Origin of the sequence: Desulfovibrio sp. DV (genome assembly GCF_001936595.1) — a bacterium.
Taxonomy (GTDB): domain Bacteria; phylum Desulfobacterota; class Desulfovibrionia; order Desulfovibrionales; family Desulfovibrionaceae; genus Solidesulfovibrio.
Window position 1 is genome coordinate 23,132 of sequence record NZ_MLBG01000039.1, and the last position, 11,874, is coordinate 35,005.

An 11,874-nucleotide genomic window follows, 5' to 3' on the forward strand; every position below is an offset into this window, starting at 1 on the left:
TTACAGCGACGGTGGAAGGGAGCGGGAAAAAGAAAACTTCTCAGTCGGGCATCGCCGCCGCAGCAGCGGCGCTGCCCGTCAAGCTCAAACAGCAAGGGGTACGACCCCGGCCATTTTTCTTCTTTTCTTGTGCAACTTCCACTCGTCGACTTGACGGCGCGTCTGGTCAGATCACACGCACCCCTTTTGGGTTCCCAAAGGGACTCAGTCCCTTTGGCCGCCCGGCCTCTTCTCTCACTTCTCCGGCCGCCGGGCATCTTTCCTTTTGGTTGCTTCGCAAACGCCGGAACATCTGTTTCAATCACAAGAAGCAGATACGTCGTCCCTGACGTACGCAAGTTCCTTTTGCCCATCGTGGGTAATAAAGCCTGATTGGTGCAAGCCGAATCTTTCAATAATGCGTTGGCCGTCTGGTGAGACGACAATCGCCGCCAGGGCGCATGCATTTTTCGATGCAATATCATTGGAAAATTCTTTTACCAGCAGTCTGCTCGCTGTTGTTTTGTGGAATTGTTTTATGATTCCAAGATTGTAGATGTAATAATAATTTGCACCAGAAATTGACTCTGGCTCTGGCCGTATCTGTTTTCGGTTTGTGATGCTGTCCGGTGCTCTTTGAAGCCTATTGAATGTGTCCTGGGCAATGGGATGAAAGCCAGTATACCCGATAGGAAGGAACTCGCCATCGAGTCTTGCCAGCCATAGCCGAAAACCACCGGGGGCTACTGTGAATACGTCTTTTAAGTAAACGAAGCCCTCCCGGTTGGCCGGGTCGGCATAGCACGCCCAATCCGCCAAGACTACGGCAAGGGTGAATTGGGTGATCGTGCGTGCGTCTGGCGGCAGTTTTTCAGGATTCGCGTCATGCAAGGTGATGGAAAATACTTCGACGGCGTCAGGGCTCTTTATTTGCAGTGCATTGATCCGGGTAACTTCTTTGTCGAGCCAGGAGGTGATGTCGTCTTGGGTCTCAAGTTCGGGAATGTTTGCAAGAAAACCTGAGTCTGTGGCCATACCTGTTCCTCCTTGCGGCATTGTTACTGCTTGAGGCCGCCTGACGGCACGCTCTGCTCTCTCTTTCGCAAATGATCGGCCCGGCTTTGCCCTGGCATCCCAACCGGCTCAGGCCGCATAGTAGCGCTTGCGCCGTTCGGCCGCCATGCGCGCGGTTTGAAAAAAAACCGCCCCGGCCGAACGTTCGGCCAGGGCGGTTGCCTTGCAGGATACCGCGCTTCAGCTCAAAACGGCCTGCTTGATGGCCTCGATGCCTAGGCGCTCGACGAATCGGGCGGCCCGCTCGCGTTTTTTGGCGTTGGCGGCGTAGTAGCTGATGAGCTTTTCAGAGAGTTCGATGACCTGCTCCCGGGTCAGGTCCTCGGCCACCACGTCGCCGATGCGCGGCCGGGCTCCGGGATGGCCGCCGAAGATGACTGTCCAGCCGGATTTCTTGCCGAGTACCCCCAGATCGCGGACAAAGCTCTCGGAGCAGCAAAACGGGCAACCCGATACCGACAGCTTGAACTTGCCCGGCAGATCGCGTCCGACAAAAAGCTTTTCCATTTCAAGGCCCAGCCCAAGCGAATCCTGGACGCCGAACTTGCAAACGCTGGTGCCCGGACAGGCCTGGACGAAATGGACGCACAGCTCCATGGCCTGTCCCACGTCGGTGCCCAAATCCTTCCAGATGGCGTCCACGTCCTCAGGCTTGATGCCGACCAGGGCCAGACGCTGGCCCGAGGTGATCTTGACGATGGGGATGGCGTATTTCTTGACGACGAGATTGAGGGCTTCCAGCACTTCCGGAGAAATAAGCCCGACAGGGGTGCGGGGGACGATGGCGTAGGTCTGCTGGTCACGCTGCAAGATGGCCCCGGTGGGGGCTTCGGTGGTGCTCATAGTGGCTCCTCAGTGAGGGTAGTCGTGATGGGGAATATGGGCCTGCGCATGATGCGATAGAGGGCCGATCCGAGGTCGAAGGCTGGCCGGAACAAGAGAATTTCACAGCCGCCACAGACCAGTTTCTACACAGCGCGGCTGTTGTTGTCACCTTCAAAAAAAGTCCCAAGGATGCCGCGCGGTTTGGATTGACGATTTTGCAAAAACAGAAACGGGAGGATCGCTCCCCCCGTTCGTTGGGCCAGGGCCGGTGCGCGATCAGGTCAGGGCGCGGCGGCGTTTGGCTGCGGGCAGGGCGGCCGTGGCCCCTGAGCCGCCGCCTTGCATCTCCTGCACCATGGAACCCAGTTCCTGGGCTTGCTGGGCCAAATCGGACACGGCCTGGGCCGACTGGCGCAGGGCGTCCATGGTCTCGGCCGCGATGCGGTTGACCTCCTCCACGGAACGGTTGATCTCTTCGCTGGCTGAAGACTGCTCTTCGGAGGCCGTGGCAATGGCCCGGACCTGGTCGGTGCTGCGATCCACGAAATTGACGATTTGGGTCAGGGCTTCGCCGGAGGCTTTGGCCAACCCGGTGGCGTCTTCAATGGTTTTGACGGTCCGATCCACATTGTCGATGTTTTTGCGGGTGCCGTTTTGGATTTGCTGGATGGCCGCACCGACTTCCTTGGTGGCGGTCATGGTTTTTTCGGCCAACTTTCGCACCTCGTCGGCCACAACGGCAAATCCGCGACCGGCATCGCCGGCCCGGGCCGCCTCGATGGCGGCATTTAAGGCCAGCAGGTTGGTCTGGTCGGCAATGTCGGAAATGACGTTCATGATCTGGCCGATGTCCTCGGCCTGTTTGCCAAGGACCGTCATGTCGGATTTGAGTTCCAGGGACTGGGTCTGCACCTCGCCTATGCCGGACACCACCTTGCCGACGATAGTCGCCCCTTCCTGGGCCATGCTCTTGGCTTTTTCAGCCGTGTCCGTGGCCTGGGAGGCGTTCCTGGCCACCTCAAGCACGGTTGCGTTCATTTCTTCCATGGCGGTGGCTGTTTCGGCCAGACGGTGGGACTGGTGTTCCGCGCCCTGGCTCGATTGCTCGACCTGGGCCGAAAGCTGCTCAGAGGCGGAGGAAATGACATGCACGACCGAGGAGAGCCGGTCGGCCGCCTGGAGCATCCCCTCGGCCTTGGCGCTTTCGGCTGCGGCAGTTGCTTTCTCAGCCACTTGCGTGGCTTCACGGGCCTTTCGAGCCTCGTCGGCCGCCTGGGCCGAGGTGGCCGTAGCTTCCTCGATTTTTTGTTTGAGGTTGGCCACCATCTGCTTGAGCACGGCGAACACACCGCCGTCGCCATGGTGCTCCCTGAACCGGATGTCCATCTCGCCGGCGGCGATTCGGCTGGCGACCTCGTGGAGATACCCCGGGTCTTCGCCAAGCTGCTTGTTGACACCTCGAATAATAAACACGCAGACCATGACACCGAGGAGTGTTGCGCCGATCAGAATCGAAACGATCGTGATTTTACCCAGGGAATAGGCGGCACGGCCAGCAAGCGCCGAGGCGGCGCCTCCATCCCGGTTGATCGCAACAAGTTTGTTCATATCCGCAAGAGCCGCAAAAAAGATCGTGCGGGATTCACCTTCTGCCAGGACTTTGGCTTCTTCGTTTTGATTTTTTCTGGACAGATCCGTGAGTTTCTTGGAAACGACCATATACTGGCTGACTTTCCTCTCAAAATCCTTGTATATTTGTCTTTCTTCATTTGTGCTGATGAGTTTTTCATATTTACTCATCATTTTGTACAGGGATTCTGAATTTTTTTCCAGTTCATTATCGTAACCACGCATGCCTTCTTTACTGGTTGAGAGGACATGGAGCAATTCAAAACGTCGGTAAGATTGGAACTGATTGTTTATAAGCGAAATGTTGTCTATGCTTGGAAGCCAATTTCCTTCCAAATCTGAGACGACAGCATCAATTTTTCCAAGCATTGTTATGGAAACAGCATTGCCAGTGATTTGCACGAGGATAAGTAAACTGAATGCAAGGATAAGCTTAGTGGATAACCGAAGCTGGGATGCCATGGGTACTCCTCGTGCTGAAGTGGTCTGGAACGCGATTCACCAAGCCGATCAACCAAGAAAGTCGACCGCCCCCTGGAAGCCGTTCACAAAATGAGCAATAAATTCGGATTCTAAAGGTAGTTCAATAAAAATGAAAGGCAAAGACAAGTCCAAGACACCGTATGATGGATATGCCGTTGTGGCAACTCCCCCGGTATGTTTTTTACTCCCCCTGTCGGAATTTGTCGCAACACCGGCCTTGAGGTCAGGCCCGGCCTGGGCTACACCCGGGCAAAACCGTTTCGGGAGGATGTCTTGGGCAAGCTCAACGCGGAAAAACTGTCCCCCAATCCAGACTTCGACCTGTTCCTTTATCTGCGGGTCGCCGGAACCCCCAAAGTCGAACAGCAGGTCTGCGACCTGTGCGAACAACACTGGGAAACCTTCAAGGAACACTTGAAGGGCTACCGCTTCGCCACCACCGGCTCCAAACAGGGGGTCGTCCTTTTCTTTCTGGAACCCGCCGCCGAAGGACTCGTCGAAGAAGCCTGGGCGCGCTCACCCTCCGAAGGATTTGCCCTGCATAACCTCGCCGTGACCATGGTCATGGCCGCCGCAGCCCAGCAGGTGCCCGAAATCGAGGCCGGAGCCTGCGCGCCGCTGCCCACCCCGGACCGCGACCTCAAACGCCGTATCGAACGCCTGGGACTGGTCTGGAACGAAACCGGCAACGTCAGCGTCCAGTTCGCCGTCATGACCCACGACCCCTACGCCGGTGGCTGCGCCGTCTGCCATCTGCGTGCGTCGTGCCCGAAGAGCGATGCGCCCAAGGGGGCGTAGGGCGGGATTGGGGTGAAGGGGAAGAGAAGACGAAGACTGGGGCGTTGCCCCAGGCCCCACCGGGGGGATGATCCCCCCGGACCCCTCGATGGGGGAAGCGGTTGGCAGTGCCGGCGTCAGCAACTCGCCAGCGGCCCGGAGGTCTGACGCAATCAAAGCCTTGCGCCAGACCTCCGGGCCGCATTTCGTTGGAGCGGGACCGACCGACACCGAGCCGAAAATCAAAGGCGGGTCCAGGGCAGCGCCCGGCTCTTCATTCCTGCTTTACCAGATATTCCTGACCTTGATGCCGCGGGTGGCCATGTGGTCTTTGCACTGCTTGATGGAGTATTCCCCGTAGTGGACGATGGAGGCGATAAGGGCGGCCGAGGCTTTGCCGATGCTGACGGCGTCGGCCATGTGGTCGGGGTTGCCGGCTCCGCCCGAGGCGATGACCGGGATGGTGACGGCTTCGGCAATAAGCCGGGTGAGGTTCAGTTCGTAGCCGGTCTTGGCTCCGTCGGCATCGATGGAGTTGCAGCAGATTTCGCCGGCGCCCAGCGCCTCGACGGTTTTGGCCCATTCCAGGGCGTCGAGGCCCATGGCTTTGCGGCCGCCGTGGATGACGATTTCATAACCCGACGGGATCAGTTCCGAAACGGGAACCTGTTTGACGTCCATGCCAACGACCACGCACTGGGAGCCAAAGGCGGCGGCGCCCTGGCTTATGATGTCGGGATTTTTGACGGCAGCGGAGTTGACCGAGATTTTTTCCGCGCCGGCAAGGAGGACCGCCCGCATGTCTTCGACGGTGGAGATGCCGCCGCCGACGGAGAAGGGGATGAATATTTCCCGGGCCACCCGGTCCACGACATCGAGCATGATGCCACGGCCTTCGCTGGAGGCGGTGATGTCGTAAAAGACCAGTTCGTCGGCTCCGGCTTCGTAGTAGAGGCGGGCGGTCTCCACGGGATCGCCGATATCGACGTTGCCTTTGAATTTGATGCCCTTGGTGAGCTTGCCGTCACGGACGTCGAGGCAGGGGATGATGCGTTTGGAGAGCATGGTCTTAGGCCTCCCGGCAGTAGGCGGCGAAATTGCGCAGCAGGGCGAGTCCCGGACGGCCGCTTTTTTCCGGGTGAAACTGCACGGCCCACAGGCCTTGCCGGCCGTGGACCGAGCAGAAGTCCAGGCCATAGCGGGTGACGCCGATGACGTATTCGGGGCTTGGCACGGGGTAGTAGCTGTGGACGAAATAGAATTCCGCTTCCGGGGCGATGCCGTCGAAGAGTTCGCAGGTTTTGGCCAGGCGCACCTGGTTCCAGCCCATGTGGGGGATGCGGATGGGCATGTCGTCCTCGTCGGTCAAGGCGGCACTGAACATGGCGCATTGTCCGGGCACGATGCCCAGGGCCTTGGTGTCGTTTTCAGCGCTATAATCAAGCAGGATCTGGCAGCCGACGCAGATGCCGAGCAGGGGCTTTGCGGCTGCGACCTGCTCTGATAAAAGCGCATCAAGCCCGGTGGTGGTCAGTTCGCGCATGGCCTGGCCGGCGGCTCCGACGCCGGGGAAGATGATGCCCGAGGCATCGGCGATGACGGCCGGATCGGCGGTTATGCGACAGGCGATGCCGAGGTGGTCCAGGGCGCGTTGGACGCTGGTCTGGTTTCCGGCCTTGTAGTCCAAAATGGCAAGCATGATGTTCTCCTTCCCCTGGGGACGGTGTCCCGGGAGCGGTCCCCGCCAGGGCAGGGAAGCGACTTGGCGGCCGTTTGGGGCCTGTGTTACGCAGAAGGCGGTTGTGAACATTTTAGGCATTTTTGGCAAGGGAGACGGGCATGATCATCGTCACCGGCGGGGCCGGCTTTCTGGGCAGCGCCCTGGTGTGGGGGCTTAATGTCGCCGGGCGGGACGACATTTTGGTGGTGGACAACCTGGGGCATGGCGAGAAGTGGAAAAATCTCGTCAACCGCCGGTTTGCCGACTATCTGCACAAGGATGCGTTTCTGGCGGCCATTGCCGGCGGCGACGATCCCTTTGGCGTGACGGCGGTCGTGCATCTCGGGGCGTGCTCGGCCACGACCGAGACGGATGCCGAGTATCTCATGCGCAACAACGTGGCCTATACCAAGGCCGTGGCCCGCTATGCTCTTGCGGCCGGGGCGCGGCTCATCGTGGCCTCGTCGGCGGCCACCTACGGCGACGGCACCCTTGGCTTTGACGACGAGGCGAACACCCTGGAAACGCTTCGGCCGCTGAATATGTACGGCTATTCCAAGCATCTGTTTGATCTGTGGGCCAGGCGCGAAGGGCTTTTGGACAAGCTGGCCAGCCTCAAATTTTTTAATGTCTACGGCCCAAACGAGTACCACAAGGGCGATATGCGGTCAGTTGTCTGCAAGTCTTTTGCCCAGATCCGCAAAACAGGCCGCCTGTCGCTTTTCAAGTCGCACCGGGCCGAGTATGCGGACGGCGGTCAGAAGCGGGATTTTTTGTACGTCAAGGATGCCGTGGCAGTGATGCTGTGGCTCTTGGAACATCCCGAGGCGGGCGGACTGTACAATGTCGGCTGCGGCACGGCCAGGACCTGGAATGATCTGGCGGCAGCGGTCTTTTCCGCCATGGAGCGGGCCATTGCCGTGGATTACATCCCCATGCCCGAGGCCATCCGCGACAAATATCAGTATTTGACCGAAGCGAAAATGGATCGGTTGCGTCTGGCGGGCTATGATCAGCCGTTTCTGCCCCTCGAAGAGGGTGTGGCCGATTACGTGCGGTCGTATCTGGCCAAACCGGACCGGTATCTCTAGGAGGCGTACGGCATGCGGCAGCGGGTGCCTTTGAATACAGCGGGCCGGCCGGACATGATCCGGCCGGCCCATTGCAAACAGTAAAGTCTCACTTCCCTCCAGGTGGGTTTCCAAAGGGCAGTGCCCTTTGGCCGCCGGAGGCACTCTTCCTGCCTTTCCTCCCCGCACTAATCGTATTTAACCGCGCTTATTTCCATAAGTTTGTCCAGGCGGATGCGCGTTTCGATGCGGCGCATGGTGCCGGTCTTGCCGCGCATGACGAGCGAACGGGTGACGGCGTGGGTTCCGGTGAATTCGACGCCGTCGAGGAAGGTGCCGCCGGAAATGCCGGTGGCGGCGAAGTAGGTGTCGTCGCTGCGCACCAGCGTTTCCTCGGTGAAAATCTGGCTGCAGTTGATGCCGGCTTCGACCAGGGCCTGGGTTTCGGCTTCGGACTGGGGATCGAGCCGGGCCAGCAGCCGGCCGCCCAGGGCGCGGATGGCGCAGGCCGTGAGCACGCCTTCAGGGGTGCCGCCGGTACCGAACATCACATCCACAACGTTTTCCGGGTCCACGGCCATGAGCGAGCCGGCTACATCGCCATCAGTGTGGAGCTGGATGCGCGCGCCAACGGCCCGGATTTCCTGGATCAACGTCTTATGGCGCGGTTTGTCCAGGACAAAGACCACCAGATCGTCGAGGTCCTTGCCAAGGGCCTTGGCGATGTTTCTGAGATTGTCGCCGACCGGGGCGTCGAGATCGGCCACGTCTTTGGCCTGGGGCGGCACCACCAGCTTTTGCATGTAGTAGCTGGGACCGGGATTGAACATGGAGCCGCGCGGGGCGATGCCGACCACGGAGATGGCGTTGGGGCGGCCGTAGGCGAGCAGGTTGGTGCCTTCCACCGGATCGACGGCCACGTCCACGGCATGGCCCTGGCCACTGCCCACCCGCTCGCCGTTATAGAGCATGGGGGCTTCGTCTTTTTCACCTTCGCCGATGATGATGACGCCGTCAATGGGCAGCGTGTTAAACGACAGGCGCATGGCATCCACAGCGGCCTGGTCTCCGGCGTTTTTATCGCCCCGGCCAAGCCAGCGCGAGGAACTGAGTGCCGCCGCTTCGGTCACCCGCACAAGATCCAGCCCGAGATTTCTGTCCGGCGCTTCCATGGACATGGCTCCTTTCAAGAAGAGGAAGAGGATGGCAGGCCCGCTTTGGCCCATTGGCACGAACGGGCGGGCCGTGATTCCAAACGGCCCCGCAAGCCAAAGCTTGCGGGGCCGCATCACTGACGAGCCGGCGGGGATTGCCCCGCCGGCGTGGCTACTTGTTGTCCCAGGCTTTACGGATGGCCGCGGCCAGGGCCGGAGGCGTGAATCCATAGGCCTCGGCCAGCTTTTCGGCCGGAGCCGACGCGCCGAAGTGGGAGATGCCGTGAATCCGATCCATGGTGCCGGTGTACTGGCACCACAGTTCCGGACGGCCGGCTTCGGTGGCGAAGCGGAAGGAGACTTCCGGCGGCAGCACGGATTTTTTGTAGTCTTCGGGCTGCTCGTTGAAAAGCTCCATGCAGGGGATGCTGACAATGCGGATGGCCAGATCGGGCAGCAGCTTGGCTGCGGCCATGGCCAGGGAGACTTCCGAGCCGGAAGCCAGCAGGATCATATCGGGCTTGCCGCCGGCCGCCTCGACGAGCACGTAACCGCCCCGGGTCACACCTTCGGCCAGCCCCGGATAGACGGCATGGTCGAGGACGGGCAGGTTCTGGCGGGTCAAGAGCAGGCAGGTGGGCCGGTTGGTCCGGGTCAGGGCCACCTGCAGGCAGGCGCAGGTCTCATTGGCGTCGGCCGGACGCATGACCAGCATGTTGGGAATAAGGCGCAACGAACTGGTTTGTTCGATGGGTTCGTGGGTGGGGCCGTCTTCGCCGACGTAGAAGGAGTCGTGGGTGAAGACATGCAGGGCCGGAATGCGCTGGAGGGCGGCCATGCGCAGGGCGTTTCGCTCATAATCCGAGAAGATGAGGAAGGTGGCCCCGAAGGCCATGAGTCCGCCGTGGAGCACGATGCCGTTGACGATGGCTCCCATGGGGAACTCGCGAACGCCAAAGCACAGGGTGCGGCCGAGGGGATTTTCCGGGCTGAAGACGCCGGTGGCCTTGCGGAATTTTTCGGTCTGGTTGGACGGATCGAGGTCGGCCGAACCGCCGACAAGGAGCGGCAGCGGGTCGGTGATGGCGTTTAAGGCCGCACCCCAGGCGGAACGGGTGGCCATGGACTTGGCCGGATCAAAGGTCGGCCAGGGGAAGGTGCGGTTGCCCGGAGCGCGCTTGGCCTGACGCCACAGATCCTCGAAGGCGGCATCGGAAGCGAGTTTGGCTTCCAGGGCCTTGTTCCAGGCCTGACGCTCGGCGGTCAGTTCCGGGTAGCGGGTGCGGAAGTGCTGGCCGACTTCGGGGGGCAGATAAAACGCCTTGTCTTCGGGCAGGCCCAGAAGTTTTTTCGTGGCCTTGATCTCGCTTTCGGAAAAGGGCGCACCGTGGGAAGCGGAGTCGCCTTCCATGGTGCAGGCGCCTTTGGCGATGGTGGTATGGCCGATGATCATGGACGGCCGGCTGGTCTCGGCCCGGGCGGCGTCCAGGGCGGCGTGGATGGCGTCATGGTCGTGGCCCTCAATCTCGACGACATGCCAGCCCATGGACTCGAAGAGTTTCTTGTAGTCGGTGTGGTCGCAGATGGCCACGGGACCGGAGAGCTGGATCTGGTTCTTGTCCAAAAGGACAATGAGCCGGCCCAGGCCCCAGAGACCGGCCAGGGCGGCGGAACCCTGGAACACCGGGGTCTGGACGTCGCCGTCGGAGGACAGGACGTAAGTGTAATGGCCGGCGATGTCGTCACCCAGGCGTTCCCGCAGCATGGCCTCAGCCACGCCCATGCCGACAGCCATGGAAAAACCCTGGCCCAAGGGGCCGGTGGTGCACTCGACGCCCGGGGTTTCGTAATTTTCCGGGTGCCCAGGGGTCTTGCTGCCGAACTGCCGGAAACGCTGCAGGTCTTCCATGGTGAGAAGGCCGCGCAGATGGAGCAGGGTATAGAGCAGCATGGACTCGTGGCCGGCGGACAGGACGAACCGGTCGCGGGCGAACCACTGGGGATCGGCCGGGTCGAAGCGCAGATAATCCTTGAAAAGCACATACGCCATATCGGCCGAAGACATGGCTCCTCCCGGATGGCCGGAGTTGGCCTTGTGGGTGGCGTCCATGATGAGGCCTTTGATGGTGTTGACGGCCTTGGCGTCGATGGCGGTGGTGGTCATGGAGGGTATCCTCACAGGGGGCAGGTTGATGGTTCAGGCGTCCAGGGCCGGACAGCAGGTTTCGATCAGGTCCACGCGGCGTTGATGCCGGCCGCCCTCGAAAGCCGTATCCAGGAAGACGTCGGCAATGGAGGCGGCCAGTCCCTGGCCGATGACGCGTTCGCCCAGGCACAGGACATTGGCGTCATTGTGCAACCGGGTCATGCGGGCCAGGTACTCGTTGACGCAAAGGGCGGCCCGGATGCCGGGAATGCGGTTGGCGGCCATGGACATGCCGATGCCGGTGCCGCACACCAAAATACCGGCGCTGCCCGGGGTCTTAAGCACCTTGGCGCAGACCGCCTTGGCGAAATCGGGATAATCAACACTTTTGGCCTCGCTCGGACCAAGGTCGACAACGGTATGGCCGGCGGCGGCGGCATGGGCGGCAAGCATGGCCTTGAGTTCCAGGCCGGCATGGTCGGAACCGATGAAAATGGTCTTGGGCATGGTCGTCATGGCTGGGCAATCCGGTCGCCGTGGGGCGGTTTAGAGGTCCGGCAAAAGGTTCCCGTCCCCGGCTGCGTCAAGGGGGCGCACGGCAACATTGGGCGGGACAGGCAGTTCAAGATCGGCCCCGGGGTAGGGGGTCGGGCGCGGCTGGATGGTCTTGACGCGAAGGGTGAGCATCGCGCCGCCCGGCGTGGTCAGGACAAGCCGTCTGGCGACAGGCAGGGCTACGCCGGGTACGGCCTCGTCGTCTTCAAAGGCGACCTGCCAGGGTTCAATGCCGCGGCCGGTCAGATGTCGCGGTTTTCCCTGGAAGTCAAGGGTGAGACTCGACAGGCGGGGATCGCTGGAAAAGGCGTACTCGTAGCCGTCGCTGACTTTTTTGGCAGCAGCATAGCGGGACGGGGCCAGTTCGCCCAGGCGTCCCGAAAGGATGGCCGCCAGTTCGCGCAGGGTAAAGGGCAGGGGCATCCCCAGGCGCGAGGCTCCGGCCCGGGTGTCGGTGTGGGT

The 11,874-nt window shown here is 61.0% G+C and carries 10 protein-coding genes and 1 pseudogene; 2 read left to right on the forward strand and 9 right to left on the reverse strand.

Annotated features, from left to right (window positions below; translation table 11 throughout):
* Positions 1-297 precede the first annotated feature (297 nt).
* From DVDV_RS10535 to DVDV_RS10545, 3 genes are all read right to left on the reverse strand, one after another.
* Entirely contained in the window at positions 298-1,014 is a 717-nt protein-coding gene (locus tag DVDV_RS10535; protein ID WP_075354630.1) for a hypothetical protein, read from the reverse strand.
* 219 nt (positions 1,015-1,233) lie between these two features.
* On the reverse strand, positions 1,234-1,896 hold the full coding sequence (locus DVDV_RS10540; protein ID WP_075354631.1) for an NAD(P)/FAD-dependent oxidoreductase: 663 nt from the start codon (positions 1,894-1,896) through the stop codon (positions 1,234-1,236).
* A gap of 258 nt (positions 1,897-2,154) precedes the next feature.
* On the reverse strand, positions 2,155-3,969 hold the full coding sequence (locus tag DVDV_RS10545) for a methyl-accepting chemotaxis protein (RefSeq protein WP_075354632.1): 1,815 nt from the start codon (positions 3,967-3,969) through the stop codon (positions 2,155-2,157).
* A gap of 294 nt (positions 3,970-4,263) precedes the next feature.
* Here DVDV_RS10545 and DVDV_RS10550 point away from each other — a divergent pair, with 294 nt between their 5' ends.
* Positions 4,264-4,788, forward strand: a complete 525-nt coding sequence (locus DVDV_RS10550; protein ID WP_075354639.1) for a hypothetical protein — start codon at positions 4,264-4,266, stop codon at positions 4,786-4,788.
* Positions 4,789-5,052: 264 nt separating this feature from the next.
* Here DVDV_RS10550 and hisF read toward each other — a convergent pair whose 3' ends face one another.
* Together hisF and hisH are read right to left on the reverse strand one after the other, a co-directional pair.
* Positions 5,053-5,832 (reverse strand): imidazole glycerol phosphate synthase subunit HisF, encoded by a 780-nt coding sequence (hisF, locus tag DVDV_RS10555; RefSeq protein ID WP_075354633.1) that lies wholly within the window; start codon positions 5,830-5,832, stop codon positions 5,053-5,055.
* A gap of 4 nt (positions 5,833-5,836) precedes the next feature.
* Entirely contained in the window at positions 5,837-6,466 is a 630-nt protein-coding gene (gene hisH / locus DVDV_RS10560) for an imidazole glycerol phosphate synthase subunit HisH (protein ID WP_075354634.1), read from the reverse strand.
* A 140-nt stretch (positions 6,467-6,606) separates the two neighbouring features.
* Here hisH and rfaD point away from each other — a divergent pair, with 140 nt between their 5' ends.
* Positions 6,607-7,578, forward strand: coding sequence for an ADP-glyceromanno-heptose 6-epimerase (gene rfaD / locus DVDV_RS10565; protein WP_075354635.1), 972 nt, complete (start codon positions 6,607-6,609; stop codon positions 7,576-7,578).
* A gap of 167 nt (positions 7,579-7,745) precedes the next feature.
* Here rfaD and glpX read toward each other — a convergent pair whose 3' ends face one another.
* The 4 genes and pseudogenes from glpX to DVDV_RS10585 all read right to left on the reverse strand — a co-directional run.
* Positions 7,746-8,729 (reverse strand): class II fructose-bisphosphatase, encoded by a 984-nt coding sequence (gene glpX, locus DVDV_RS10570; protein WP_075354636.1) that lies wholly within the window; start codon positions 8,727-8,729, stop codon positions 7,746-7,748.
* Between the two features lie 154 nt (positions 8,730-8,883).
* Positions 8,884-10,875 (reverse strand): transketolase, encoded by a 1,992-nt coding sequence (gene tkt, locus DVDV_RS10575; RefSeq protein WP_075354637.1) that lies wholly within the window; start codon positions 10,873-10,875, stop codon positions 8,884-8,886.
* Positions 10,876-10,908: 33 nt separating this feature from the next.
* Complete coding sequence (rpiB, locus tag DVDV_RS10580; RefSeq protein ID WP_075354640.1) at positions 10,909-11,364, reverse strand: ribose 5-phosphate isomerase B; 456 nt, start codon at positions 11,362-11,364, stop codon at positions 10,909-10,911.
* 39 nt (positions 11,365-11,403) lie between these two features.
* Positions 11,404-11,874, reverse strand: a pseudogene (locus tag DVDV_RS10585) (hypothetical protein); the annotation flags it as partial.

What these genes read in the sequence shown, in the direction of transcription:
- DVDV_RS10540 (WP_075354631.1), bottom strand. Translation starts at nt 1,896, where the DNA reads ATGAGCACCACCGAAGCCCCCACCGGGGCCATCTTGCAGCGTGACCAG.
- glpX (WP_075354636.1), bottom strand. Translation starts at nt 8,729, where the DNA reads ATGGAAGCGCCGGACAGAAATCTCGGGCTGGATCTTGTGCGGGTGACC.
- rpiB (WP_075354640.1), bottom strand. Translation starts at nt 11,364, where the DNA reads ATGCCCAAGACCATTTTCATCGGTTCCGACCATGCCGGCCTGGAACTC.
- DVDV_RS10535 (WP_075354630.1), bottom strand. Translation starts at nt 1,014, where the DNA reads ATGGCCACAGACTCAGGTTTTCTTGCAAACATTCCCGAACTTGAGACC.
- hisF (WP_075354633.1), bottom strand. Translation starts at nt 5,832, where the DNA reads ATGCTCTCCAAACGCATCATCCCCTGCCTCGACGTCCGTGACGGCAAG.
- rfaD (WP_075354635.1), top strand. Translation starts at nt 6,607, where the DNA reads ATGATCATCGTCACCGGCGGGGCCGGCTTTCTGGGCAGCGCCCTGGTG.
- hisH (WP_075354634.1), bottom strand. Translation starts at nt 6,466, where the DNA reads ATGCTTGCCATTTTGGACTACAAGGCCGGAAACCAGACCAGCGTCCAA.
- DVDV_RS10545 (WP_075354632.1), bottom strand. Translation starts at nt 3,969, where the DNA reads ATGGCATCCCAGCTTCGGTTATCCACTAAGCTTATCCTTGCATTCAGT.
- tkt (WP_075354637.1), bottom strand. Translation starts at nt 10,875, where the DNA reads ATGACCACCACCGCCATCGACGCCAAGGCCGTCAACACCATCAAAGGC.